Genomic DNA, 23855 nt, shown 5'->3' on the forward strand with positions numbered 1-23855 from the left:
ATGATGACGTCAGTCGACACTGAGCTGATCCGAGTCCTGGGTGATCCCCTGCGGCTCCGGATCGTGACCCTGCTCGCCCGGGAGATGCTCTGCACCACCCACCTCGTGGAGGAGACGGGTGCCAAGCAGACCAATCTCTCCAACCATCTGAGAGTTCTGCGCGAGGCCGGGGTCGTGGAGACCGAGCCGTGCGGCCGCTTCACCTACTACAAGCTGCGCCCCGACGTCATCGCTTCCGTTGCCGGCCAGTTCGCCGACCTGGCCGAGTCCGCCCGTACCGCCGCAGAGAACAAGAGGGCCTGTCCGTGACCCGCACCGAAGCACCCGCGACGACCGAGGAGACCTCGGTCGTCGCGAAGCTTTCGACGCTCGACCGCTTCCTCGCCGTCTGGATCCTGCTCGCCATGGGCCTCGGCCTGGGCCTGGGCCGCCTGATCCCCGGTCTCAACGACGCCCTGGCCAAGGTCGAGATCGGCGGCATCTCGCTCCCGATCGCCGTCGGCCTGCTGATCATGATGTACCCGGTGCTGGCGAAGGTCCGCTACGACAAGCTCGACGCGGTCACCGGCGACAAGAAGCTCATGGTGTCGTCGCTGGTCATCAACTGGGTCCTCGGCCCGGCGGTGATGTTCGCGCTGGCGTGGATCTTCCTGCCGGACCTGCCCGAATACCGCACCGGCCTGATCATCGTCGGTCTCGCCCGCTGCATCGCCATGGTCATCATTTGGAACGACCTCGCGTGCGGCGACCGCGAAGCCGCCGCCGTCCTCGTCGCCCTCAACTCCGTCTTCCAGGTCATCGCCTTTGGTGTCCTCGGGTGGTTCTACCTCGACCTGCTGCCCGGCTGGCTGGGCCTCGGCGACGGCGAGAGCCTCGACATCTCGATGTGGAAGATCGCGCTGAACGTCGTCATCTTCCTGGGCGTGCCGCTGCTGGCCGGCTTCCTGACCCGCCGCATCGGCGAGAAGAAGCTCGGCCGCGAGTCCTACGAGAGCACCTTCCTGCCGAAGATCGGCCCGTGGGCGCTGTACGGCCTGCTCTTCACGATCGTCATCCTCTTCGCTCTGCAGGGGAAGACGATCACCTCGCAGCCGCTCGACGTCGCCCGCATCGCGCTGCCGCTGCTGGTGTACTTCGCGGTCATGTGGTTCGGCACCTTCCTGCTGGGCAAGATGATCGGCCTGAACTACGAGCGCACGACGACACTGGCGTTCACCGCGGCGGGCAACAACTTCGAGCTCGCCATCGCCGTCGCCATCGCCACCTTCGGCGTGACCTCCGGCCAGGCCCTGTCGGGCGTGGTCGGCCCCCTCATCGAGGTCCCCGTCCTCGTGGCGCTGGTCTACGTGTCCCTGGCCTGGCGCAAGAGGTTCACGGCCGCCCGGCTGGGTTCATGACGCAACGCGTCGACGTGGTGGTGGTCGGCGGCGGCCAAGCAGGGCTCGCCGCCGGCTACCACCTGCGCCGCCAGGGCCAGGACTTCGTCGTTCTCGACGCCCAGTCCACGCCCGGCGGCGCCTGGCAGCACACGTGGGACTCGCTGCGCCTGTTCTCCCCGGCCGCGTACTCCTCGCTGCCCGGCCGCCTCATGCACCCGCAGGAGGGCGAGACCTACCCCGACGCGCAGCACGTCGTCGAATACCTCGCCGACTACGAGAAACGCTACGAACTGCCCGTCCAGCACGGTGTCGAGGTGCGGAGCGTCCATCGCGACGGACCGGGTCTGCGGGTCATGACCGACTGCGGCGAGTGGCAGGCCCGCGCAGTCGTCAGCGCCACCGGCAGCTGGTCGCGACCCTTCCTGCCCGCGCTGCCCGGCGGCGACCGGTTCTCCGGCGCACAACTCCACACCGCGGCGTACCGCCGGCCGCAGGACTTCTCCGGTCAGCGGGTGGTCGTGGTCGGCGGGGGCAACTCAGGCGCGCAGATCGCCGCGGACCTCGCGTACGAGGCGGAACTGACCTGGGTGACGCAACGCCCGCCCCGGTACCTCGCCGACGACATCGACGGCCGTGTCCTCTTCGACGTCGCCACCGCACGCCGCCGCGCCCTCGACGAAGGCCGCACCGACGTCGGCGGTGTCGCCTCGCTCGGCGACATCGTCGCCGTACCGCCCGTACGCGGAGCCCGCGACGCCGGTCTGCTCAGGGCCGCGCCCATGTTCGTGCGCCTCACCCAGCGAGGGGTCGAATGGGCGGACGGGACCCGTGCGGAGGCGGACGCGATCATCTGGTGCACCGGCTTCCGCCCCGCGCTCTCGCATCTCGCCCCGCTGGGGCTGAGGGGGACGCGCGGCCGCATCGCCACCGACGGCACCCGCGCCGTGGCCGAGCCCCGCCTGCACCTGCTCGGCTACGGCGACTGGACCGGGCCGGCCTCCGCCACCCTGATCGGCGTCGGCCGCCCCGCCCGCGAAGCAGCACGCGAGATAGCGGCGCTACTCAGCTCGGGGGCGTAACTCCGCAGCCTGGCGATGGCTCTCGGGGGCTCACGAGAGAGTGCTCACCACGTGTCGAACCCTGGCGGCCACCCTGTCCGGCAGCGGGGCGTAGTGGATCCGGGAAAGATCCTTCTGTCCTTCCTCGCTTGCCGTGTAGGTGAGGAAGGACTTGAGCGCGGGCAGGACGTCCGGGCGGTTACCGGTGGCGCAGACGATCTCGTACGTGACGAGCACGATCGGATACGCCCCGGGGGCCTTGGTCCGGTAGTCGAACTCCAGCGTCATGTCCTTGCCGCTGCCGGCGACCTGGGCCGCGGCGATGCCTGCCGACGCGGACTGCGCGGAGACGACCACTGGCTCCGGTGCGCCGGTGTCCAACCTGACGGTCGGGATGTTCTCCGCCTTGGCGAAGGACAGTTCGAAATAGCCGATCGCACCGTCCGTACCGCGCACAGCCGAGACGATCCCGTCGGATCCGGCGGCGGAGTGGCCGCCCTTGGCCTGCCACGCCTTCTCCTTCGGGTACGGCCACTCGGCCGGCGCCGCCTCGGCGAGATAGGCATTGAAGTTCTGCGTGGTGCCCGAGCCGTCGGAGCGGTGCACGGCGGTGATTTCGGTCGCCGGCAGCTGGACGCCGGGATTCAGGCGCTGGATTTCCTCGTCGTTCCACGTGGTGATCTGCGAGTCGAAGATCTTCGCGAGGGTCGGAGCGTCGAGGACCAGGTCCTCCACGCCGTCGAGGTTGTAGCCGATGGCGATCGGGCCGCCGACCATGGGCAGGTCGATGGCCCTCCCACCGGGACACACCTCACGAGTGATCTCGAACTCTTCCTCCGTGAGCGGGGTGTCCGTTCCGCCGATCACCGTCGCTCCCCGCAGGAACTGCGCGACGCCGCCGCCGGACCCGATGGGCACATAGCGGATCTGCACGCCGGGGCAGGCCAGTTGGTACTGCCCGATCCAGTACTTCATCGCGTTCTGCTGCGCGGTCGAACCGGAGGCCGCCAGCTTGCCTTCCTTGGCGCAGGCGATGCCGCTCGACGTGGCGGTGGGCGGCGCGTCGTCCGCTTCGCCACCGATACCGCAGGCCGACACGAGCATGACGCCCGCCGCGGCGGTGGCGCACACGGAAAGCAGACGTCTGCGGTTCGCCCTTTGATGCTGCACCAGTTGGTCCTCTCCGAAAGGCAGGTACATAGATGCTTGCCTATGTACCTGGCTCTGGGGTGACGAACCGACGAACATCTGTTGTCGCCATGTCGCTTGCTGGGCGACCAGCAGCTGACGCGGCACACTGCTGTCATGAGTGCCGAGCCACCGCTCGACGTTCTGGTCGTAGGTGCCGGCCCGACCGGTCTGGCCCTCGCGGCTCAACTGCAGGCGCATGGGGCCAGGTTCCGCATCGTCGACCTGCATCTGGGCCGGGCCAGCGAGTCACGCGCGCTCGCGATCCAACCGCGCACGCTGGAGGCTCTCGCCCCGTTCGGGATCTCGGAGGAGCTGATCCGCCGCGGGAACCCGGCGGTGCAGCTGAGGATGCATCTGCCAGGTCGTAGCGACAACCGTGCAGGCGACCCTATCGGCGGCCGGTGCTGGCGATCTTCACAGGGTTGGTGGACGCCTTGCAGCCGCATCCACCCTCGCCTGCGGTCTTCGGCCCGCAGGAGCAGGAGCGGCGGCGCTGTCCGAGCCACCAGGTCCCGCCGGCGAGCACGGCCAGGACGACGGCGAGGGCAGGCAGCCAGCCCACCACCGCCCCGGCACCGGCGCCCAGAACGCCCGCGGTGATCAGGACGGGCAGTGCGCAGCACGCCACGCAGGCCAGTGCGGCCAGGCCCGCGAGCGCCTTCGGGGTCTTTTGCGGGCGCGGGTCAGCAGCAGGGTCCGGCATGGCGGTTCTCCTCGGCGAGATCGGTGAAGGGGATGGGACAGCAGGCACTGGAGGCACAGACGGTCAGGTCGTCGCAGCCCGCCTCGACAGCCGCGGCAAGCGCGGTGCGGATAGTGGTCAGGTCCGCGATCTTCGCGTCGACCTCGGCGAGCTTGGTGGCCGCGCGCTCCTGCAGCCCGGCCACCGGGCGGCCGTGGCGGTGGCGGCCGGCCTCCAGCAGCTCGGCGACCTCATCCAACGTGAAGCCCAGCCGCTGGGCGGCTTTGATCACGCGCAGCGTGGTCACCGCCTCACCCCCGTACAGGCGGTGACCGCCCAAGCTGCGTTCCGGCTCGGGGAGCAGGCCGCGCCGTTCGTAGTAGCGCAGCGTCTGGATGTTCACCCCGGCCGCCTCGGCGACCTGACCACTACGCAGGCCCGCCATCACCGTGGCTCCCCGGCGAAACCGGTGCGCGCGGCGATGGCCTCCAGAACCGTCTCGTGTGCCGCGTCCACCGAGATGTCCAAGTGGATCCGTTCCTGGCCGGGGGTGATGGTGAAGGTGAAGAACGAGCAGCAGCCGCCCTCGCGCTCCACCAGGTCACGAACCCGGTCCTCGACGCTCGGTCCGTCGGCCAGGTCGAGGCGCAGACGCAGCGGCTGGGGACGGGACAGTGCGGTCAGCCGCTCGGCGAACAGCGCATCCCACTCGGCGACCCGCAGGGGCCGCTCCTCGGTGGGCAGCGTGCAGGACTGCGGCACCCAATCCAGATCGCTCATCGTGCTCACTCCCGTCGTCAGGTCCCCGCTGGTGGGGACATCTCCGACGGTAAACCTGTACCTAGGTACCGGATGCAAGTCGTCCCCCGGGGGTCCCGGCCCTGCTCAGCACACTGCCGGGCCCGGCGGTGCGGCATTGGCCGGGGCCGGGGCCGGGGCGGTGACGATGCTGCAGATTTCGCCCTCGGCGCAGGTGTCTGGGTCGATTGCGGCCGCCCGCTGGGCCAGAGCCCGTAGTGCCGTACGGGTCGCGCGGAGCTCCGCCAGACGCCGGTCGATCGCTCAAGCCCCGACGGTCAGGCGGCGTACCGGCCGAGGATGTGACCCATGGCTGCGAGGACTGACGGCTCCACCCGGTAGTAGACCCAGGTGCCGCGCCGCTCGGAGGTGAGCAGGCCCGCTTCCTTGAGCTTCTTCAGGTGGTGGCTGACAGTGGGCTGCGAGACGCCGACGTCGGAGATGTCGCAGACGCACGCCTCACCGCCCTGGTGCGAGGCGACGGCCGAGAACAGCCGCAGCCGGACCGGGTCGCCCAGCGCCTTGAACATGGCTGCTGTGCGCACCGCCTCGTCCGCAGTGAAGGGCCGCTCGGTCAGCGGCGGGCAGCAGGGCTCGACCTCCGACTCCAGCAGCGGCAACACCTGCGCATTCGACATGTGCCTATGTTGACACATGTCGAATCAATGGGCGAGGGGTGCCTCGACAACCGGGACACCGTCATCGGCTCAGAGTCCGGCCGCGGCCGGGGCCTTCCGGACGAAGGCAGCCAGCGGAGGAATCACGTACTCCGCGTCCCCGGTCACCCCCCGCAGGGTGTTGGAGGCGAATGATCGCTGGAACTCCAGCCCGAGGTAGACCACCCCGGGATGCGTGAGGGAGATCCCGCCGCTGTGGAGGGGCGAACCATCCGGACCGAGGGCGCCGAGCGGCTGCAGGTACCCGAGATTCGGCCGGTAGCCCGTGGCGAGCAACACCACGTCGACGGGCTCCCTGGTGCCGTCGTCCCACACGACAGCATCACCGTCCAGCGCGGTGAACATCGGCCGTCGTTCCAACGAGCCCGTCTCGATGGCGGCCCGGTACCGGCCGTCATCGAGGACGAGCGTGCCGCCGACGAAGTGCACGAGCCACTCAGGAGGCAGGTGGTCGAAGCCCGCACCGGTCAGCCAGTGGTGGATGTCCTTGCCGTCCCGCAGCTGCGGCAGGAACCGGATGGGGGCCCGGCTCGCAAGCGTCACCTCGGCCGTCAGCGCGAGTTCGTAGCCGACCTGGACGGCTGAGTTGCCGCCGCCACGACGACGACACGCTTGCCTGCGTACGCCTTGGGCTCGCGATAGTCGGCGACATGCAGGAGCTCGCCGGTGAACCCCTCCTGCCCGGGGAAGGCGGGCCGCACCGGATTGCCGGAGGCTCCCGTGGCCGCGACGATTCCTACCGAGGTGAGGGTGCGGCCGTCCGCGGTGCGCACGACGAAGGCGCCGTCCGCCTTCTCGACAGCTTCGACCCGTGTGTTGGTACGGATCTCGACGCCCAGCCGCTCCGCGTAGCGGGTCAGATAGTCGACGACCTCGTCCCTGCGCGGGTAGCGGTCGCAGTCGCCGGCGAAGGGTGCATCCGGGAAGGCGCTGAACCGTGCGGGGGAGAACAGGGTGAGGCTGTCGTAGTAGTGCGGCCACGCCCCGGCCAGCTGGTCCGATGCCTCGAGGATCACCGGCTCGATCCCCTGCTCACGCAGGGCTCCTGCCGCGGTGAGCCCCGACTGTCGGCGCCGATCACCGCGACCTCTACGTGCTCCATCGCCATCCCTCCAGATTTGATGAATGTCTATGTTGACGCACATCGAAACAGGTGCCATGCTGATCACACAAGACATCGACAGATCTCAAACCAAGGAGTTCGGATGGCCTCCCTGCTGACTCAGGTGCGTGCCGCTCTGGCCGGCGTCGCGTCCCGGCGTCCCTCCATGGCGGAGTTCTGTGACAGCTGCTCCCAGGTGTGCGACCAGGCCTGCCGCACGGCGGCTCACCGCTCCCGCCTTGAGCAGTCGATGCTCACCGCCGGCTTCCGCGCCTGACTCACCCACGCCAAGAAAGAGGCCCAGACCCATGAACGCGCAGTCCTCCCCGCTTCCCGTCGTCGTCATCGGCTCCGGGCCGATCGGCCTGGCCGCTGCTGCCCACCTCGTCGACCGCGGCATCGAGCCGCTGGTCCTGGAGGCCGGAACGGCCGCGGGCAGCGCGGTGCGCGAGTGGAGCCACGTCCGGCTGTTCTCGACCTGGGCCGAGCTCGTCGACCCGGCGGCCGAGAAGCTCCTCGCTCCCACCGGCTGGACGGCGCCCGACGGGGCCACGTACCCCACGGGGGGTGACTGGGCCGAGCGTTACCTTCAGCCGCTGGCCGACGTCCTCGGCGACAAGGTCCGCTACGGAGCCGAGGTCACGGGTGTTTCCCGTCTCGGCCGTGACCGCATCGTCGACGCGGACCGTGAGCAGCAGCCCTTCGTCGTGCAGGTGCGCAGCGCCGACGGCACCGAGGAGCGCCTCCCCGCCCGCGCGGTCATCGACGCCTCCGGCACCTGGTCCACGCCGAGCCCGCTCGGCGGCAACGGACTTCCCGCACTCGGCGAGCGCACGGCGGCCGACCGGATCTCCTACCGGGTCCCCGACCTCAAGGACCCCGCCGTCCGCGCCCGTTACGCGGGCAAGCGCACCGCCGTCATCGGCTCCGGCGCCTCCGCCTTCACAGCTCTCGCGTACCTCGCGGACCTGGCCAAGGACGAGCCCGGCACCCACGGGGTCTGGATCCTGCGCCGCGGCATCAGCGGCTCCACCTTCGGCGGCGGCGAAGCCGACCAGCTCCCCGCCCGCGGCGCGCTGGGCCTGGCGGCCAAGGCGGCCGTGGACAACGGGTACGCCGACGCGGTCACCGGCTTCCGCACGGCAGCAGTGGAAAAGGACGGCGAACAGCTGGTCCTGGTTGCCGAGGACGGCCGACGCCTCGACGCGGTCGACGAGGTCATCGTCCTCACCGGCTTCCGCCCCGACCTGTCCTTCCTGGACGAGCTGCGTCTCGGCCTCGACGAGCGGCTCCAGGCTCCCGTCGAGCTGGCCCCGCTGATCGACCCCAACCAGCACTCCTGCGGCACGGTGTACCCGCACGGAGTGAACGAGCTCTCCCACCCCGAGCAGGGCGTCTACCTCGTCGGCATGAAGTCCTACGGCCGCGCGCCGACCTTCCTCGCGAGGACCGGCTACGAGCAGGTCCGTTCCATCGCCGCGTCTCTGGCCGGGGACCAGGAGGCCGCCGAGCGCGTCGAGCTGACGCTCCCCGAGACCGGCGTGTGCGGAGGGGCTGGGCTGTTCGACGAGCCCGAGACCGCGCAGGCCGGAGGCGGCTGCTGCGCGGCCCCGGCAACCCTCCAGATCGGCGTCGGCGCCCCGGCCACCTCCGGCGGCTGCTGACGCTCACCCACCCACCCCAGCAGGAGGACCGCCATGTCCCGCATACAGCTCGCCCTGCGCGTCCCCGACCTGGCTGCATCCGTCGCCTTCTACACAAAGCTCTTCGGCACCGAGCCTGCCAAGCTCCGTGACGGCTATGCCAACTTCGCCATCACCGAGCCCCCGCTCAAGCTCGTCCTCATCGAAGGCCAGGGCGAAGACACCCGGATGGACCACCTCGGCGTAGAAGTCGAAAGCACCGAGGCCGTCCACGCGGCCGCCACCCGCCTGAGCGAGGCAGGCCTGGCGACAGCGGAGGAGAACGACACCAGCTGCTGCTACGCCCTCCAGGACAAGGTCTGGGTCCACGGGCCCGGCCAGGAGCCATGGGAGGTGTACGTCGTCAAGGCCGACGCCGACAATCTGACCAAGCAACAGGGCAGCACATGTTGCACCAGCCGGGGGACCACCGCCGACACCGATGCGGGGGCCCCTGTCACCGCCGGCGGCTGCTGCTGAACCTGCGATGACCAGCCTTCGCACCCAAGAGGCCGCGACCGGGACAGGGGACCGGTCGCGGCCTCGCGCTGTCCTGCCCGCGCTCTGCGCCACCCAGATCACCAGTTGGGGAATCGTCTACTACGCCTTCCCGGTCCTCCTGCCGCGCATCACCGCGGAGACCGGATGGTCTGCGGGCGCGACGACCGGTGCCTTCTCCGTGGCCCTGCTGATTTCGGCAGCCGCTGGGATCCCGGTCGGCCGCATCCTCGACCGCCGCGGCCCGCACGCCGTCATGACCGCCGGCTCCGTTCTCGCGACCCTTTCGATCCTGGCCGTCGCCACCGCCTCGAACCTCGCGGTGTTCTTCGCCGCGTGGATCGCAGCCGGTGCCGCCATGGCGGCGACGTTCTACCAACCGGCCTTCGCAGCCGTCACCCGCTGGTGGGGCACCGCCCGGGTACGCGCCCTCACCGTCATCACGCTCGCCGGCGGCCTCGCCAGCACCGTCTTCGCCCCACTCACCGCAGCCCTCGCCGAGCACCTCAGCTGGCGCGCCACCTACGTCGTACTCGCCGCCATCCTGGCCGCCGTAACCATCCCTGCCCACGCCCTCGCGCTGCGCGCCCCGTGGCCGCCGGCACCGACTGCCGCCACCCCGCACATCTCCGACGGCCGGCGCGTGACCCGCACGCGCCCCTTCGGTCTCTTGGCCGCCGCCTTCACCCTCTCCGGCTTCGCCATGAGTGCCGTCGTCTTCGGCCTGGTCCCCCTGCTGACCGAACGCGGCGCAGACGCGACAACTGCCGCCTGGGCCCTGGGCCTCGGCGGCGCCGGACAGACCCTCGGACGGACGCTGTACGCCGCCCTGGCCGGCAGGACCGGCGTTGCCGCACGCACCACTGCCCTGATCGCAGCGGGCGGCGCGACCACTGCGGCCTTCGCCCTGGTCCCCGGGCCGATCCCGCTGCTGATCATCCTCGCCGTGCTGGCCGGAGTCGTACGCGGCAACCTCACCCTCCTCCAGGCGACCGCTGTGTCGGACCGCTGGGGGACCAGCGCATACGGGCATCTCTCCGGCCTTCTCGGCGCACCTGTCATGGTCGCGGCAGCGATCGCACCGTGGGCCGGTGCCGCCGCAGCCGACGCACTCGGCGGCTATCCGACCCTCTTCGCCGGGCTTTCCGCCGTGTCAGGAATGGCTGTCGTCCTTGCACTCGGCACAGGTGTCGGGCGTCCTGGCCGACGTGGTGCCGAGGAGCACGTGGCAATCGATAGCCGCTGAAGTGCGCGGCCCCGACGCCCTTGCCCGGGGCCGGCCGGTCCTCGCCAACCGCGTTGACGCGACAGGCCTGGCAATCCTGGGTAGCTGCATAACCCGAGTTACCCCTGGCTCGTACGGGCTGCGGGGCCATCCCCTGTCTCCCTACGGCGACAAGCCGAGCTTCGTCTGGGCCGCACAGGGCCGCAACAGCCCTGCACCCCGTGCCTGTGCGCACTTACCTCTCCCTTCGCGCCAACTGCAGCCAGGGGGAGAGCCCTTTTCCATCGATCCAGGCGCACTCTGTGCCAGACAGGGCTGTACTCCTGCCTGCCACAGCGAGCAGGGGTCGTGCTGTGCATGCCGCCCACTGTCGAGGCCATCCGCCTGTTACCCGTCCGAGCCATACAAGCGGCAACGGCCTTGCCTCCCCTCCTACACCGGGTAACGGCTCTCTCCCCTCACGGGGGACCGATCGCGGCGTAGGCCCTTAGCGTCCGCCCCCCTATGCCGCACAGGGCTGGCTCGACGCACGGCCACGCGAAGGCACCAGCGCCATCTATGCCGTCCGATGCCCCTGGCTTCCCGCCGGACAACGCCCCCCTTCACACCCCTACATATCAAGGCACGCCTGGAAGACAGCCCGCTGCACGCTCTTGAAATATCCCCGCTTACAGGCCTGCTTTCCACGCATCCCCAGAAAAACGTTCCTCCACAGAGACAGGCCTTTCCTCGAAAAAGACAGCATTCGAATCAGTTCGACTCGCTCGCGACATAGGTAATTGATCATGTCGCTACTTCGAGTGAAGTACCCCTTGCGGGCAAGGCAAGTTATGCCCTCTCATAGGTAGGGTTCTGTAAATGATCGAGACCATTCCTTGGGAAAAATTGGCCGGTGACCCCGAAGAGCAGCTCCGTCTCCTGGAGGAGAGAGAGGTTGAATTGCAGCAGGAGCTCTTCAAGGTGCGACAGGAGGTGAAGCTCATGCGTCAACTGTTGAAGGCCAGGCACACGTTCGAGGAATGGTGCCGCTCCGGCATCCCTGAGCAGCGCAAGTCCCCGGACGACCACCACGCCGACGCCGACTCCGGCTCCACCAGCAGCTTCCAGGCCCCGACCCGCAAGGTCCGCATCCTGGCCCTCCTCGGCCAGGACCCGCAACGCCACTGGAAGGTTTCCGACGTGGCCAGCGCTCTTGACGAAGTAGCGAAGGTCAAGAGTGTGCGGGTGGCCATGGACGAACTGGCCAAGGCCGGCTCCTTGGCCAAGCTTCCGAATGCCTTTTACCAGTACGTGACAAAGCACCAGCCCTGAATCGACAAATGAGAGAGGCCGCCACCAAGGAGTCCAGGCCGAGGTGGCGGCCAACAGTGACGAACCCAACCGAGAACCTTCCAGGGAGCCGGATCAGTTCGCCGTGTTGCATTTTACGAGCGGCCGAGCGCCGCCGGTAGCACGCGACGAAATACGGTCCTGCCCTTCGCTCGAAGGGATGACCCAGCACGTGCTCAGCATCGAACAGCCCTTCCGCGGACCGCTGCCCCTTGCGCACCTCGTCCCCGACCCGCACCTCTTACACGTCGCGCCCCGGCCAGAGGTCGCACTCCAGCGCTTTCTCCAGGTTGGCAATGGTCAGCAGGTCCGGCCACGCCTCACCGGCGAGCGCCTTGGCGATGGTGTAACGACCGACGCCACTGATACGGGCCAGGTGTGCGATCGACCAGCCCTTGTCGTCGACGGCGGCCTTGAGCCGGGCAGCCATGGCCTGGGCGACGCGCGCGCCGTGGTGCTCCGCCATGACGGCCTCAGGCCAGACACCGTCGGCGCAGTAGGCGCGCGGCGGCAGTCGTCGGGCATCTCCTTGAGGCATGAGGTGAAGTCTGACCCATCCGGTCCTCCCCGGTCGCATGCGGTCGCCACTACGGATAGATGTTATTCGAATAGCACCCCGCCTGCTGGGGTGCTGGTCTGGCGGCATGTGATGACTCAGCGGATCAACTCGTATCGACCGGCCGGTTCCCCCGCGGGGTGGAGCCGCGTCGGCGACGAGGTACGCCGTGTCGTCCTGGTCGCCGATCCCCTCGTCCCGTACCAGGCGCGTGAACTTCTCAGCGCTCTGTCCCAGTTGGCGCTCTTCTGCGTGGGCGAGGGCCTGCCGTCGAGTGCGGAGGTGTGGCTGTCGCGAGAGGTCATCGAGCGGTTCATCGCGGTGGGTTGCCCGCAGGCATCCGAAGGCACCCGGGGCAACTACCGTTCCCGGCTCCTGCGTTTGCGCGAGGTCGTCATCGGCCCCGAGTGCCGCACGGGCAAGCCGGCAAAGCTCTCGGCCGCCTCCCCGAACCGGCCCTACACAGCCACGGAGATCGCCGACCTATGGGGCTGGGCCGGCGGCCAGCCCACCGACGAACTCCGCTGGGGATGCCGGACGTTGCTCGCACTGGGTCTCGGTTGCGGCCTTGATTCGCCCGAGGTCATCCCTCTCCGCGTCCACGACGTCCGGCGGCCACCCGGCAGTCAAGGGCCGGTCGTCGTGGCAACCCGGCCGCCGCGCGAGCGCGAGATCCTGACCCGGCGCCGCTGGGAGCCGGTCCTGGCAGCGGCCGCCGAGCGGCTCGAAGCCCCTGGCACGGCCAGTTATCTGTTCCGTCCCGCGTGTCACAGCAGAGGCACCAACACGGTGACGAACTTCCTCGCCCGTACCAAGCCCAGCCAGGGCGTCCCGAAACTGGCGATGGGACGTCTGCGCTCCACCTGGCTCGTCGATCTCTTCAACGCCCGAGTTCCGATCACTGTGATCGTCGCGGCCGCTGGGGTCGACACGTTCCACGGGCTCTCGCGGATTCTGCCGTTCCTCGCCGGTATCCCCGCCGCCGAGGCTGCCGCACTTCTGCGAGGCGACTGATGGCCAGTCCCTGCGCTCCCCCTGCGGCGTCCAACGAGCGCCATGAGCGACTGCTCGCCATGCGAGCGGAGCGTCGGCTCCTCTCGGACGACGATGTCGCGGCCGCTGCTGAGGAGGTCGACAGCAGCGACCTCGTCCCGTTGCTCCAGGAGTTCGTCCACCTCGGCAAGGGGCGCCCCCGCAACCTCGGTCTCCGGACCCTGCTGATCGGCCTCCATCTGTGCACCCAACTGAACGCGGGAAGGATCGTCCTGGAGCGGGTCACCGACATCCTCTTCTTCAGCACCAGTCCGCAAGCCCGCCAGGATCTGGGCGTCCCTCCCTACCCGGACGACGACCGGGGATTCGAGGCCAGTTACGCCGTGGTGCGCCGGCTCTTCCACGCGATGCGTGAGGCCATGGACCCCTCCCCGCTCCCCGCCAACAAGCGCCTGGCCCGCGAGGAGGCACAGCGGCTCACCGCCGCAGCCGACCCACAGACGCTGGCTGCCCGCGAGCACCGCCTCGCCCTGTTCACCGAGTTCGTCCTGGACGCCTCCGTACGCCCCCTGAAGGGCCTTCTCGCCGAGCTGTCCGATGGCTCCCTGGCCGTGGACGCCACACCCATCCGCACCTTCTCCAGAGGCCGCAAGACCAACGGCCCCGAACTCGCCACCGACCCGGACGCGGGCTGGTACGTGCGCGACGGCGACCACCGTGACCCGGACACCATTCCGGTCGCAGACGCCATGCGCGCCCGCGCCAAGAGCGACAAGCAGGCAAAGCGCTCCACCAAGGGGAAGCGCCAATCCCTGAAGAAGCGGGCCAAGTACCTGTTCGGCTTCGACGCCGCGCTGGCCGTGACCCGCGATGCCCGCCATGACCAGGTGCTCTTGAACGACAACACCCCGAACCCGGAGGTACTGCCCGCCCTCGTCCTCGGCGTCTCCCTCGACAAGCCCGGCCACCGCCCCGCCTACAACGGTCTCAAGATCCTCAGCCGCCTCCGCGAGCGGGGATACAAGCCGGGCTTCCTGGCCGGTGACCTCGCGTACAACAACTCCGACCCCGACGAGTGGCAGCTGCCCGTCCGGGCCCTCGGCTTCAAACCGGTCTACGACTACCGCGTTGACCAGCTCGGCAAGCAGGCCGAAACCCAGGGCGCGATCCTCGTCGAGGGCACCTGGTACTGCCCGTCCATGCCCCAGCCCCTGATCGACGCCACCAAGGACCTCTACGACGAGCGCATCGACCGCGAGACCTGGGCCCGGCTGATCGCCGCCCGCAAGTCCTACCGCCTGATGCCCAAGGAGAACGAGGACGCGGAAGGCCATCAGCGCGTGATGTGCCCGGCCGAGGCCGGGAAGGCGCAGTGCCCGATCAAACCGCGCAGCATGGGCCGCGGCATCCATCTTCCGCTCGTGGACCCCGAGCCCAGCCCGGCAGGACCGCTCAAGGTCTGCCGCCAGCGCAGCGTCACTCTCGCTCCGGCCGAAGGCGCCAAGCACTGGCAGGCCCTGGAGTACGGCGACGCGGAATGGCAGAAGGTCTACTTCCGGCTCCGGAACAGCGTCGAGGGCTACAACGGCTACGCGAAGAACCCCCTGGCCGAGGCCATCGAGGCCGCCGGCTCCCGCCGCATCCGCGGCATCGCCGCCCAGACCATCCTCCTGGTCTTCCAGCTCGCCCACGCAAACCGCCGGAAGATCAAGAACTGGGTCGAGACCCTCGCCCTCAACGGAGGGCGCCCCCGCAGGCGCACCCATCACCGACGCCGCACCAAGCCACTGGGCAGCTGGACACCTACCGGCTACCTCGCCCAGACCAGTTAGTGATCAAGGCCGGCCGGACCCACTGAAGATCAAACGAAGATCCGGGCCCGCATCGTGACGCATGCCATGATGTGGGCTCTTTCACGTTGAAATCACGTAAATCGACCCTGCGGCTGGGCCACCCTGCTCCCGGACAACGAGAAACGGGCCCTCACCAGGACTTTCGTCTCTGGTGAGAACCCGTTTCGTCGGTTTCTCATGGTGCGCGAGGGGGGAGTTGAACCCCCACGCCCTTGCGGGCACTGGAACCTGAATCCAGCGCGTCTGCCTATTCCGCCACCCGCGCATTGGGTGTGTCGTCGGGTGCTTCACCGGCTTGGTGCTGCCCCCTGGCGACATGCAGAAGATTAGCACGCTGCACAGGGTGGATTCACATCCGTTGTTTCGGAGCCTCTCGGAGCGAACAGGGAACGAGGCGAGCAGAGAGGGAACGAAGAGCGGCCTGCCCCCACTCCTCCTTGATGCACCCCGGGTGCGGGACACTGTTCTCAGGCCGCCTCTACGATCCGTGTGAGAGGTGACACTCATCGACGGGGCAGACAAGGGGAACCAGCCGATTTCCCGACGCGTGGATACGATCAGTAAGCAGTACCAGGGCGACAATGACGGAGGAGGTGCCCCATGGGAGTCCTGAAGCGTTTCGAGCAGCGTCTCGAAGGTCTGGTCAACGGCACCTTCGCCAAGGTGTTCAAGTCCGAGGTCCAGCCCGTCGAGATCGCGGGCGCCCTCCAGCGCGAGTGCGACAACAACGCGACGATCTGGAACCGCGAGCGGACGGTCGTCCCCAACGACTTCATCGTCGAGCTCAGCGCTCCCGACTTCGAGCGCCTGAGCCCGTACTCGGGCCAGCTCGGCGACGAGCTGTCGGGCCTGGTCCGGGACTACGCCAAGCAGCAGCGCTACACCTTCATGGGCCCGATCAAGGTGCACCTGGAGAAGGCGGACGACCTCGACACCGGTCTGTACCGGGTGCGCAGCCGCACTCTGGCGTCGAGTACGTCACAGAGCTCCCCCGGCCCCGCGGCAGCTCAGCAGGGCGCCCCGCGCGGTGGCTACGGCTACCCGCCGGCGGGCGCCCCGCCCATGCCCGCCGCACCGCCGCCCGGCATGCCCGGCGACCGGCGCCCCGGCCCCGCGGCCGGCCAGCGCGCCCCGGTTCCGGGCGCCCTGCCGAACGCGCACGTACGACGCTGGATCGAGATCAACGGCACACGCCATCAGATCTCCCGCCCGACGCTGGTGCTGGGTCGCAGCACCGACGCCGATGTGCGGATCGACGACCCCGGCGTCTCGCGCCGGCACTGTGAGATCCGGACCGGAACGCCCTCGACGATCCAGGATCTCGGGTCCACCAACGGCATCGTGGTGGACGGGCAGCACACCACCCGCGCTACGCTCCGCGACGGCTCGCGGATCGTCGTGGGCAGCACCACCATCGTTTACCGGCAAGCCGAAGGGTGAAGCGGGGGCAATGTCAGAGCTGACCCTGACGGTCATGCGGCTAGGTTTCCTGGCTGTTCTGTGGCTGTTCGTGATCGTGGCCGTCCAGGTCATCCGCAGCGACCTGTTCGGGACGCGTGTCACGCAGCGCGGCTCACGCCGCACCGCGGACGCCCGTCCCCAGCAGGCGCGCCAGGCTGCGGCGCCGCCGCAGCAGCGCCAGCAGGCGGGCGGCCGCCAGCGCAGGGGGGCGCCCACGAAGCTGGTCGTCTCCGAGGGCACCCTCACGGGCACCACGGTCGCCCTCCAGGGCCAGACGATCACCCTGGGCCGCGCGCACGACTCCACCATCGTGCTGGACGACGACTACGCCTCCAGCAGGCATGCCAGGATCTACCCCGATCGAGACGGCCAGTGGATCGTCGAGGATCTCGGGTCCACCAACGGCACCTATCTCGACCGGACCCGGCTCACCACCCCGACACCGATTCCGCTGGGCGCGCCGATCCGCATCGGCAAGACCGTCATCGAGCTGCGGAAGTAGTACGACAATGAGCGAGCGGAGCGAGCGAGCCGCAGCGGTCCCCACGGGCGACCGGCACGGGCTCCCGACCGGAGGGTGGGCAGTGTGGCTCGAGACCGGCTGGCGCGACAAACGCCTGGCGAGCCGACGGGCGAGGTGCGCATGAGTCTTTCTCTGCGTTTCGCCGCCGGATCGCACAAGGGCATGATCCGCGAGGGCAACGAGGACTCCGGTTACGCCGGCCCGCGCCTGCTCGCCATCGCCGACGGCATGGGCGGCCAGGCCGCCGGTGAGGTCGCCTCCTCCGAGGTCATCTCCACGCTCGTCACGCTCGACGACGACGTTCCGGGCTCCGACATCCTCACCTCGCTCGGCAGCGCCGTGCAGCGCGCGAACGACCAGCTGCGGATGATGGTCGAGGAGGACCCCCAGCTCGAGGGCATGGGCACCACGCTCACCGCGCTGCTGTGGACCGGTCAGCGCCTCGGCCTCGTCCACGTCGGCGACTCGCGCGCGTACCTGCTGCGCGACGGCGTGCTGACCCAGATCACGCAGGACCACACCTGGGTGCAGCGGCTCGTCGACGAGGGCCGCATCACCGAGGAGGAGGCCACCACCCACCCGCAGCGCTCCCTGCTGATGCGCGCGCTGGGCAGCGGCGACCACGTCGAGCCCGACCTCTCCATCCGCGAGGTCCGCGCCGGCGACCGCTACCTGATCTGCTCCGACGGCCTGTCCGGCGTCGTCTCCCACCAGACGATGGAGGAGACGCTCGCCAGCTACCAGGGCCCGCAGGAGACGGTGCAGGACCTGATCCAGCTCGCCCTGCGCGGCGGCGGCCCCGACAACATCACCTGCATCGTCGCCGACGTCCTCGACACCGATTCCGGCGACACGCTCGCCGGGCAGCTGAGCGACACCCCGGTCGTCGTCGGCGCGGTCGCCGAGAACCAGCACCAGCTGAACGACGGCGGTGCCATGCAGACCCCGGCCGGCCGCGCGGCGGGCCTCGGCCGCTCCTCGGCACCGCCGGCCCCCGGCGGCAGCTTCGGCCCGCCCGGCTCCGGCGACGGATACGGCGGCATGCCGCCGGACGGCTCCTTCGGGTCCTTCACGGACGACGACTTCGTCAAGGAGCGCGGCGGCCGCAAGTGGCTGAAGCGATCGTTCTTCGTCGCCCTCGCCCTCGCGGTCGTGGGCGGCGGACTGTACGGCGGCTACCGCTGGACGCAGACCCAGTACTACGTCGGCTCCAACGACGAGCACGTCGCGCTCTACCGGGGCATCAGCCAGGACCTCGCGTGGGTCTCGCTCTCGGATGTGGAGAAGGACCACCCCGAGATCGAACTCAAGTACCTACCGCCCTACCAGCGCAAGCAGGTGGAGGCCACGATCACCGAGGACAGCCTCGGCAAGGCCCGGGCAAAGATCGACGAGCTCGCCCGCCAGGCCACCGCCTGCAAGAAGGACGAGCAGCGCCGCGATGCGGCCGACCGCGCCAGCACCCCGCCGCCCGGTGAGGGCGACGGCGAGGCCGCCGGGACGCCCACCGCCCAGACAGCCAAGACCAAGCCGAACGCAGCCGCTCCCTCTCCGGGTCCCACCCTCTCGGAGGAGGAGCAGAAGCTGGCCTCGAACTGCGGCAAGCAGTAACAGGGCCGTAGGGGGCCTTCTCCACCATGAGCGTTGTCACCAACACGACCACGATCGGTGCGATCGACGCACCGAGCCGACGGAACACCGAGCTGATGCTGCTCGGATTCGCCGTCGCGATTCCGGTGTTCGCGTACCTCAATGCCGGGCTCGCTCTCAACGGCGAGGTGCCCACGGGCACGCTCGGCTACGGGCTCGGCCTCGGTCTGCTCGCAGGCGTCGCCCACCTCGTGGTGCGCAGGTTCGCCAAGTACGCTGACCCGCTGCTCCTGCCGCTGGCGACGCTGCTGAACGGACTCGGCCTGGTGTTGATCTGGCGCCTCGACCAGTCACCGCGGCTCCAGGCCCGTCCCGACTTCTCCGCACAGGCCACCAACCAGCTGATGTACTCGGCCCTCGGTGTCGCCCTGTTCGTCGGCGTGCTCCTGATGCTGAAGGACCACCGCATCCTTCAGCGCTACACCTACATCTCGATGGCGGCGGCGCTCGTCCTGCTGCTGCTTCCGCTCGTTCCGGGTCTCGGCGCGAACGTCTTCGGCGCGAAGATCTGGATCCGCGTCGGCGGCTTCTCGATCCAGCCCGGCGAGTTCGCGAAGATCGTCATCGCGGTCTTCTTCTCCGGCTACCTCATGGTGAAACGGGATGCGCTGGCCCTGGCCAGCCGCCGTTTCATGGGGCTCTACCTGCCACGCGGCCGTGACCTGGGACCGATCCTGACGATCTGGGCCATGAGCCTGCTGGTGCTGGTCTTCGAGAACGACCTCGGTACCTCGCTGCTGTTCTTCGGCATGTTCGTGATCATGCTGTACGTCGCCACCGAGCGGACGAGCTGGATTGTCATGGGTCTGCTGATGTCCGCGGGCGGTGCGGTCGTCGTCTCGCAGTTCGCGAGCCACGTCCAGTCCCGTGTGGCCGCCTGGCTCGACCCCTTCGGGTGCCTGGAGACCGCACCCGCGGGCACCAACATGGCCTACGCCTGTGACCAGATGACACAGGTCCTGATGTCCTTCGGCGCCGGCGGAACACTCGGCACCGGTCTGGGGCAGGGCGACTCCGACCTCATCGGCTTCGCCGCCAACTCCGACTTCATCTTCGCCACCGTCGGCGAGGAGCTCGGTCTCGCCGGCGCCATGGCCTTCCTCCTGCTGTACGGCCTGCTCATCGAGCGGGGTGTCCGCACGGCGCTCGCCGCCCGGGACCCGTTCGGCAAGCTGTTCGCGATCGGCCTGTCCGGCGCGTTCGCGCTCCAGGTGTTCGTCGTCGCCGGCGGTGTGATGGGGCTCATCCCGCTGACCGGCATGACCCTGCCGTTCCTCGCCGCCGGCGGTTCCTCCGTGATCGCCAACTGGGCCCTGATCGGCATCCTGATCCGGATCAGCGACACGGCGCGCCGTCCCGCGCCCGCGCCCGCCCCGTCCCCCGACGCCGAGATGACCCAGGTGGTCCGACCGTGAACAAGCCCCTGCGCCGGATCGCGATCTTCTGCGGGCTGCTCGTCCTCGCCCTGCTGATCCGGGACAACTGGCTCCAGTACGTCCGGGCCGACGAGCTCAACACGCACAAGCTCAACCGCCGTGTCCAGATCGAGCGTTACGCCCACGAGCGCGGCAACATCATCGTCGACGGCAAGGCCATCACCGGTTCCGTCGAGACGGACGACACCGACTTCACGTACAAGCGGACCTACGTCAACGGCCCCATGTGGGCGCCGGTGACCGGGTACGCCTCGCAGGCGTACGACGCCAACCAGCTCGAGAAGCTCGAGGACGGCATCCTCAGCGGCAACTCCGACCAGCTCTTCTTCGACCGGACCATGTCGATGTTCACCGGCGACCAGAAGAAGGGCGGCAACGTCGTCACCACCCTGAACGGCAAGGCCCAGGAGGCCGCCTTCAAGGGACTCGGTGACAAGAAGGGCGCCGTCGCCGCCATCGACCCGAAGACCGGCAAGATCCTCGCCCTCGCCTCCACGCCGTCCTACGACCCCTCCTCCTTCGCCGGCTACTCGGCCAAGGACGAGAAGGCGTGGATCGCGCTGGAGAAGGACAAGGACAAGCCGAAGCTCAACCGCGCGCTGCGCGAGACCTACCCTCCGGGCTCCACGTTCAAGGTGCTCACCGCCGCCGCGGCTCTGGAGTACGGCGCCATCGACGACATCGACGCCCCGACCGACACCCCGGAGCCGTACATCCTGCCGGGCACCCGGACGCCGATGGTCAACCACGCCGGCGGCTGCAAGAACGCCAGCCTGAACGAGGCACTGCGCGTCTCCTGCAACTCCGTCTTCGCCAAGCTCGGCGACGACGTGAGCCGCGACAAGATGGTCGAGATGGCGGAGCGCTTCGGCTTCAACAACCCGGAGATCGACACCCCGGTCCGCGCCGCCGCCTCCGTCTACGACAAGAACATGAGCCGGGACGGCAACGCGCAGTCCTCCATCGGCCAGTTCAACACCGCGGCCACACCGCTCCAGATGGCCATGGTCACGGCGGCCATCGCCAACGACGGCAGGCTGATGAAGCCGTACATGATCGACAAGCTCGTCTCGCCGAACCTGGACACCATCCAGCAGAACGACCCGGAGGAGATGAGCCGCCCGATCTCCGCGGAGAACGCGCAGCTCCTCCAGCAGATGATGGAGAACGTCGTCGAGAACGGCACCGGCGGAAACGCCGCGATCAGCGGCGTGAAGGTCGGCGGCAAGACCGGTACCGCCCAGCACGGCGAGAACAACAGCAAGAACCCCTACGCCTGGTTCATCTCGTACGCCAAGGGCGACAACGGATCACCCGTCGCCGTCGCTGTCGTCGTCGAGGACAGCAACGCACGCCGCGACGACATCTCCGGTGGTGGCCTCGCGGCCCCCATCGCCAAGGCCGTGATGAAGGCGGTACTCGACGAACAGGAGTGACGAGGATCACTCCCGACTCGCATACCTGCACTTTGCGATACCGGTCGGGTATCAGCTGTCGCTCCCGGGCGGATCAAGCAGTACGTGCCCGGTAGCCTTTGCGCGAACAGCACACCGGCGGACCACACAGGGGTGCGGTCGGGACTGACGGAGAGGGCTGGAAGGTTATGGAAGAGCCGCGTCGCCTCGGCGGCCGGTACGAACTGGGCTCGGTGCTCGGCCGTGGTGGCATGGCCGAGGTCTACCTCGCCCACGACACCCGGCTCGGCCGCACCGTCGCCGTGAAGACGCTGCGGGCCGACCTGGCCCGCGACCCGTCCTTCCAGGCCCGGTTCCGCCGTGAGGCCCAGTCGGCCGCCTCGCTCAACCACCCGGCGATCGTCGCTGTCTACGACACCGGCGAGGACATGGTGTACGACGGCGCCCCCGGCGGGGGCGCCGGAGTCTCGATCCCGTACATCGTCATGGAGTACGTCGACGGGTCCACCCTGCGTGAGCTGCTCCACTCGGGCCGCAAGCTGCTGCCCGAGCGCACGCTGGAGATGACGATCGGCATCCTCCAGGCGCTCGAGTACTCGCACCGCAACGGCATCGTCCACCGCGACATCAAGCCGGCGAACGTCATGCTGACGCGCACCGGCCAGGTCAAGGTCATGGACTTCGGCATCGCCCGCGCCATGGGCGACTCCGGCATGACCATGACGCAGACCGCGGCGGTCATCGGCACCGCGCAGTACCTCTCCCCGGAGCAGGCGAAGGGCGAGCAGGTCGACGCCCGCTCCGACCTGTACTCCACCGGTTGCCTCCTCTACGAGCTCCTCACCGTGCGCCCCCCGTTCGTCGGCGACTCCCCTGTGGCCGTGGCGTACCAGCACGTGCGGGAAGAGCCGCAGCCGCCCAGCAACTTCGACCCCGAGATCACGCCCGAGATGGACGCGATCGTGTTGAAGGCCCTGGTCAAGGACCCCGACTACCGCTACCAGTCCGCCGACGAGATGCGCGCCGACATCGAGGCGTGCCTCGACGGTCAGCCGGTCGCGGCGACGGCGGCGATGGGTGCGGTCGGCTACGGCGGCGGCTACGGCCCCGACGACCAGCCGACGACGGCGCTGCGCCAGGCCGACCCGGCCGGCCAGACCTCGATGCTTCCGCCGGTGAACCCCGACGACGGCGGCTACGGCGGTTACGACGACCGCCCCGACCGCCGACGCCAGAAGAAGTCGAACACCTCGACGGTCCTGCTGGTGATCGCGGGCATCCTCGTCCTGATCGGCGCGGTGCTCATCGGCCGGTCGGTCTTCGGCGACAGCGGCGGCAGCAACACCGTGCCGGTGCCCCAACTGGTGGGCATGACGCTGGACGAAGCCCAGAATCGGGCCGACAACGCCAAGGTCGAGGTCCAGCAGTCCGGTACCGAGCGCTGTGACCAGCCCAAGGGCAGGATCTGCAGCCAGGACCCCGAGACCGGCGAGATCCCCGAGGGCAGCACGGTCAACGTGGTCGTCTCGGAGGGCGCGCCCAAGGTCAGGGTCCCCGACGTGGTCGACAAGGACGTCGAGTCGGCGACCGAACTCCTGGAGGAGGACGGCTTCAAGGTCGACGTCAAGGAGGTCGAGTCCGCCGAGGAGGACCCCGGTACGGTCCTCGAGCAGGACCCGGCGGGCCGGTCCATGGTCGAGAAGGGCACCGAGGTCACGCTGACGGTCGCCAAGCAGGCCAAGCAGGACCTGCCGGACGTGGTGGGCCAGCAGTTCGACAACGCGAAGGGGCAGCTGGAGCTCCTCGAGTTCCAGGTGGTCCGGGTCGACGTCGACTCGAACCAGCCCGCGAACCAGGTCGTCGCGCAGGACCCGCCGGCCGGCAAGGTCGCCAAGGGCTCCAAGGTCACCCTGCAGGTGTCCAAGGGGCCGCAGCAGACGCAGGTCCCGGTGCCCGCCGAGATCCTGGGCAAGAAGGTGTCCGAGGCGAAGCAGATCCTGGCGCAGGCCGGCTTCACCAATGTGGTGATCGCCCCGGGCAATCCGCAGGACGACAACGCGATCGTCACCGGCTCGAACCCGTCGCCCGGCACGCCGGCCGATCCGGCCACCACGCAGATCGTGCTCGCCACGTTCGGCGGGGGCGGCGACAACGGCGGTGGCAATGGCGGCGGGGGCGGCTTCATCGGCGGCAACGACGGCGACTGAGGTCCTTCCCGGACCAGCGATCGGCGACTGGTGGCCGGCGACCACCGGCCACCGGCCTCCGGCAGAAAAGCCCCGGCACTCCTGAGAGTGCCGGGGCTTTCCCGTGCCGTGACTCCGTGCGGTGTCCGTCGATGCCGTGG

General features: G+C 69.2%; 24 protein-coding genes, 1 tRNA gene and 1 pseudogene. 17 read left to right on the forward strand and 9 right to left on the reverse strand.

Translation table 11 applies throughout. The features are described 5' to 3' along the window. Genes ACF08N_RS11945 through ACF08N_RS11955 form a run of 3 tightly spaced genes read left to right on the forward strand, consistent with a single transcriptional unit; the run spans nucleotide 1 to nucleotide 2458 of the window. Nucleotides 1-309, forward strand: a complete 309-nt coding sequence (locus tag ACF08N_RS11945; protein ID WP_392324467.1) for an ArsR/SmtB family transcription factor — start codon at nucleotides 1-3, stop codon at nucleotides 307-309. After that, nucleotides 306-1397 carry an ACR3 family arsenite efflux transporter gene (gene arsB, locus ACF08N_RS11950; RefSeq protein WP_392324468.1) on the forward strand — a complete coding sequence of 364 codons (1092 nt, stop codon included), beginning with the start codon at nucleotides 306-308 and terminating at the stop codon, nucleotides 1395-1397. The genes ACF08N_RS11945 and arsB overlap by 4 nt, the downstream gene beginning before the upstream one ends. Then, a complete protein-coding gene (locus ACF08N_RS11955; protein WP_392324469.1) occupies nucleotides 1394-2458 on the forward strand; it encodes an ArsO family NAD(P)H-dependent flavin-containing monooxygenase in 1065 nt (354 codons plus the stop codon). Before arsB ends, ACF08N_RS11955 begins: the two co-directional genes overlap by 4 nt. A gap of 30 nt (nucleotides 2459-2488) precedes the next feature. On the opposite strand, the gene pstS is transcribed toward ACF08N_RS11955, so the two are convergent. Continuing rightward, nucleotides 2489-3607 (reverse strand): phosphate ABC transporter substrate-binding protein PstS, encoded by a 1119-nt coding sequence (pstS, locus tag ACF08N_RS11960; RefSeq protein WP_392324470.1) that lies wholly within the window; start codon nucleotides 3605-3607, stop codon nucleotides 2489-2491. Between the two features lie 135 nt (nucleotides 3608-3742). Between pstS and ACF08N_RS11965 the strand changes: the two are divergent. Continuing rightward, a pseudogene (locus ACF08N_RS11965) lies at nucleotides 3743-3919 on the forward strand (FAD-dependent monooxygenase); the annotation flags it as partial. 97 nt (nucleotides 3920-4016) lie between these two features. On the opposite strand, the gene ACF08N_RS11970 reads toward ACF08N_RS11965, so the two are convergent. The 6 genes from ACF08N_RS11970 to ACF08N_RS11995 form a co-directional block, all read right to left on the reverse strand. After that, nucleotides 4017-4331, reverse strand: coding sequence for a hypothetical protein (locus ACF08N_RS11970; protein ID WP_392324700.1), 315 nt, complete (start codon nucleotides 4329-4331; stop codon nucleotides 4017-4019). Further along, on the reverse strand, nucleotides 4312-4755 hold the full coding sequence (locus ACF08N_RS11975) for a MerR family transcriptional regulator (protein WP_392324471.1): 444 nt from the start codon (nucleotides 4753-4755) through the stop codon (nucleotides 4312-4314). The genes ACF08N_RS11970 and ACF08N_RS11975 overlap by 20 nt, the downstream gene beginning before the upstream one ends. Then, complete coding sequence (locus ACF08N_RS11980; RefSeq protein WP_392324472.1) at nucleotides 4755-5090, reverse strand: hypothetical protein; 336 nt, start codon at nucleotides 5088-5090, stop codon at nucleotides 4755-4757. Before ACF08N_RS11980 ends, ACF08N_RS11975 begins: the two co-directional genes overlap by 1 nt. Nucleotides 5091-5386: 296 nt before the next feature. Beyond that, complete coding sequence (locus tag ACF08N_RS11985; protein ID WP_392324473.1) at nucleotides 5387-5746, reverse strand: ArsR/SmtB family transcription factor; 360 nt, start codon at nucleotides 5744-5746, stop codon at nucleotides 5387-5389. Nucleotides 5747-5815: 69 nt separating this feature from the next. Next, on the reverse strand, nucleotides 5816-6328 hold the full coding sequence (locus tag ACF08N_RS11990; RefSeq protein ID WP_392324474.1) for a hypothetical protein: 513 nt from the start codon (nucleotides 6326-6328) through the stop codon (nucleotides 5816-5818). Nucleotides 6329-6336: 8 nt separating this feature from the next. Then, nucleotides 6337-6801, reverse strand: a complete 465-nt coding sequence (locus ACF08N_RS11995; protein ID WP_392324475.1) for an FAD-dependent oxidoreductase — start codon at nucleotides 6799-6801, stop codon at nucleotides 6337-6339. Nucleotides 6802-6990: 189 nt separating this feature from the next. Between ACF08N_RS11995 and ACF08N_RS12000 the strand changes: the two genes are divergently transcribed. The 5 genes from ACF08N_RS12000 to ACF08N_RS12020 all read left to right on the forward strand — a co-directional run bounded on the left by ACF08N_RS12000 (nucleotide 6991) and on the right by ACF08N_RS12020 (nucleotide 11603). Further along, a complete protein-coding gene (locus ACF08N_RS12000; protein WP_392324476.1) occupies nucleotides 6991-7164 on the forward strand; it encodes a hypothetical protein in 174 nt (57 codons plus the stop codon). Nucleotides 7165-7195: 31 nt separating this feature from the next. After that, nucleotides 7196-8551, forward strand: a complete 1356-nt coding sequence (locus tag ACF08N_RS12005; protein ID WP_392324477.1) for an NAD(P)-binding domain-containing protein — start codon at nucleotides 7196-7198, stop codon at nucleotides 8549-8551. A gap of 33 nt (nucleotides 8552-8584) precedes the next feature. Then, nucleotides 8585-9049 (forward strand): ArsI/CadI family heavy metal resistance metalloenzyme, encoded by a 465-nt coding sequence (locus tag ACF08N_RS12010; RefSeq protein ID WP_392324478.1) that lies wholly within the window; start codon nucleotides 8585-8587, stop codon nucleotides 9047-9049. Nucleotides 9050-9056: 7 nt separating this feature from the next. Next, nucleotides 9057-10313 carry an MFS transporter gene (locus ACF08N_RS12015; RefSeq protein WP_392324479.1) on the forward strand — a complete coding sequence of 419 codons (1257 nt, stop codon included), beginning with the start codon at nucleotides 9057-9059 and terminating at the stop codon, nucleotides 10311-10313. 837 nt (nucleotides 10314-11150) lie between these two features. Beyond that, a complete protein-coding gene (locus tag ACF08N_RS12020) occupies nucleotides 11151-11603 on the forward strand; it encodes a hypothetical protein (RefSeq protein ID WP_392324480.1) in 453 nt (150 codons plus the stop codon). Nucleotides 11604-11862: 259 nt separating this feature from the next. Here ACF08N_RS12020 and ACF08N_RS12025 read toward each other — a convergent pair whose 3' ends face one another. Then, nucleotides 11863-12159: a multiprotein-bridging factor 1 family protein gene (locus ACF08N_RS12025; protein WP_392324481.1), complete on the reverse strand. Its 297-nt coding sequence runs from the start codon at nucleotides 12157-12159 to the stop codon at nucleotides 11863-11865. 111 nt (nucleotides 12160-12270) lie between these two features. Here ACF08N_RS12025 and ACF08N_RS12030 point away from each other — a divergent pair, with 111 nt between their 5' ends. Both ACF08N_RS12030 and ACF08N_RS12035 read left to right on the forward strand, forming a co-directional pair. Beyond that, complete coding sequence (locus ACF08N_RS12030) at nucleotides 12271-13191, forward strand: hypothetical protein (RefSeq protein WP_392324482.1); 921 nt, start codon at nucleotides 12271-12273, stop codon at nucleotides 13189-13191. Between the two features lie 59 nt (nucleotides 13192-13250). After that, nucleotides 13251-15002 carry a hypothetical protein gene (locus ACF08N_RS12035; protein WP_392324483.1) on the forward strand — a complete coding sequence of 584 codons (1752 nt, stop codon included), beginning with the start codon at nucleotides 13251-13253 and terminating at the stop codon, nucleotides 15000-15002. A gap of 199 nt (nucleotides 15003-15201) precedes the next feature. Here ACF08N_RS12035 and ACF08N_RS12040 read toward each other — a convergent pair. Then, nucleotides 15202-15288 (reverse strand) — tRNA-Leu (locus ACF08N_RS12040). Nucleotides 15289-15623: 335 nt separating this feature from the next. On the opposite strand from ACF08N_RS12040, the gene ACF08N_RS12045 reads away from it, so the two are divergent. From ACF08N_RS12045 to pknB, 6 genes are all read left to right on the forward strand, one after another. Further along, nucleotides 15624-16463 carry an FhaA domain-containing protein gene (locus tag ACF08N_RS12045; RefSeq protein WP_392324484.1) on the forward strand — a complete coding sequence of 280 codons (840 nt, stop codon included), beginning with the start codon at nucleotides 15624-15626 and terminating at the stop codon, nucleotides 16461-16463. A 10-nt stretch (nucleotides 16464-16473) separates the two neighbouring features. Beyond that, a complete protein-coding gene (locus ACF08N_RS12050; protein WP_392324485.1) occupies nucleotides 16474-16986 on the forward strand; it encodes an FHA domain-containing protein in 513 nt (170 codons plus the stop codon). Between the two features lie 141 nt (nucleotides 16987-17127). Beyond that, nucleotides 17128-18618: a Stp1/IreP family PP2C-type Ser/Thr phosphatase gene (locus ACF08N_RS12055; protein WP_392324486.1), complete on the forward strand. Its 1491-nt coding sequence runs from the start codon at nucleotides 17128-17130 to the stop codon at nucleotides 18616-18618. Nucleotides 18619-18644: 26 nt separating this feature from the next. Then, nucleotides 18645-20072, forward strand: coding sequence for an FtsW/RodA/SpoVE family cell cycle protein (locus ACF08N_RS12060; RefSeq protein ID WP_392324487.1), 1428 nt, complete (start codon nucleotides 18645-18647; stop codon nucleotides 20070-20072). Further along, the gene (locus tag ACF08N_RS12065) at nucleotides 20069-21529 is read left to right on the forward strand and encodes a peptidoglycan D,D-transpeptidase FtsI family protein (protein WP_392324488.1); all 1461 of its coding nucleotides are present in this window, start codon (nucleotides 20069-20071) and stop codon (nucleotides 21527-21529) included. The genes ACF08N_RS12060 and ACF08N_RS12065 overlap by 4 nt, the downstream gene beginning before the upstream one ends. Nucleotides 21530-21696: 167 nt before the next feature. Further along, nucleotides 21697-23715 carry a Stk1 family PASTA domain-containing Ser/Thr kinase gene (gene pknB / locus ACF08N_RS12070; RefSeq protein ID WP_392324489.1) on the forward strand — a complete coding sequence of 673 codons (2019 nt, stop codon included), beginning with the start codon at nucleotides 21697-21699 and terminating at the stop codon, nucleotides 23713-23715. Nucleotides 23716-23855: the final 140 nt, after the last annotated feature.

This window comes from Streptomyces sp. NPDC015127 (assembly GCF_043080095.1).
Taxonomy (GTDB): domain Bacteria; phylum Actinomycetota; class Actinomycetes; order Streptomycetales; family Streptomycetaceae; genus Streptomyces.

Bases quoted from the DNA above. Each gene is read 5' to 3' on its own strand.
- ACF08N_RS11945 (WP_392324467.1), top strand. From the start codon at position 1: ATGATGACGTCAGTCGACACTGAGCTGATCCGAGTCCTGGGTGATCCC.
- ACF08N_RS11955 (WP_392324469.1), top strand. From the start codon at position 1,394: ATGACGCAACGCGTCGACGTGGTGGTGGTCGGCGGCGGCCAAGCAGGG.
- ACF08N_RS11970 (WP_392324700.1), bottom strand. From the start codon at position 4,331: ATGCCGGACCCTGCTGCTGACCCGCGCCCGCAAAAGACCCCGAAGGCG.
- ACF08N_RS11975 (WP_392324471.1), bottom strand. From the start codon at position 4,755: ATGGCGGGCCTGCGTAGTGGTCAGGTCGCCGAGGCGGCCGGGGTGAAC.
- ACF08N_RS11980 (WP_392324472.1), bottom strand. From the start codon at position 5,090: ATGAGCGATCTGGATTGGGTGCCGCAGTCCTGCACGCTGCCCACCGAG.
- ACF08N_RS11985 (WP_392324473.1), bottom strand. From the start codon at position 5,746: ATGTCGAATGCGCAGGTGTTGCCGCTGCTGGAGTCGGAGGTCGAGCCC.
- ACF08N_RS12000 (WP_392324476.1), top strand. From the start codon at position 6,991: ATGGCCTCCCTGCTGACTCAGGTGCGTGCCGCTCTGGCCGGCGTCGCG.
- ACF08N_RS12005 (WP_392324477.1), top strand. From the start codon at position 7,196: ATGAACGCGCAGTCCTCCCCGCTTCCCGTCGTCGTCATCGGCTCCGGG.
- ACF08N_RS12010 (WP_392324478.1), top strand. From the start codon at position 8,585: ATGTCCCGCATACAGCTCGCCCTGCGCGTCCCCGACCTGGCTGCATCC.
- ACF08N_RS12015 (WP_392324479.1), top strand. From the start codon at position 9,057: ATGACCAGCCTTCGCACCCAAGAGGCCGCGACCGGGACAGGGGACCGG.
- ACF08N_RS12020 (WP_392324480.1), top strand. From the start codon at position 11,151: ATGATCGAGACCATTCCTTGGGAAAAATTGGCCGGTGACCCCGAAGAG.
- ACF08N_RS12025 (WP_392324481.1), bottom strand. From the start codon at position 12,159: ATGCCTCAAGGAGATGCCCGACGACTGCCGCCGCGCGCCTACTGCGCC.
- ACF08N_RS12030 (WP_392324482.1), top strand. From the start codon at position 12,271: ATGACTCAGCGGATCAACTCGTATCGACCGGCCGGTTCCCCCGCGGGG.
- ACF08N_RS12035 (WP_392324483.1), top strand. From the start codon at position 13,251: ATGCGAGCGGAGCGTCGGCTCCTCTCGGACGACGATGTCGCGGCCGCT.
- ACF08N_RS12045 (WP_392324484.1), top strand. From the start codon at position 15,624: ATGGGAGTCCTGAAGCGTTTCGAGCAGCGTCTCGAAGGTCTGGTCAAC.
- ACF08N_RS12050 (WP_392324485.1), top strand. From the start codon at position 16,474: ATGTCAGAGCTGACCCTGACGGTCATGCGGCTAGGTTTCCTGGCTGTT.
- ACF08N_RS12055 (WP_392324486.1), top strand. From the start codon at position 17,128: ATGAGTCTTTCTCTGCGTTTCGCCGCCGGATCGCACAAGGGCATGATC.
- ACF08N_RS12060 (WP_392324487.1), top strand. From the start codon at position 18,645: ATGAGCGTTGTCACCAACACGACCACGATCGGTGCGATCGACGCACCG.
- pknB (WP_392324489.1), top strand. From the start codon at position 21,697: ATGGAAGAGCCGCGTCGCCTCGGCGGCCGGTACGAACTGGGCTCGGTG.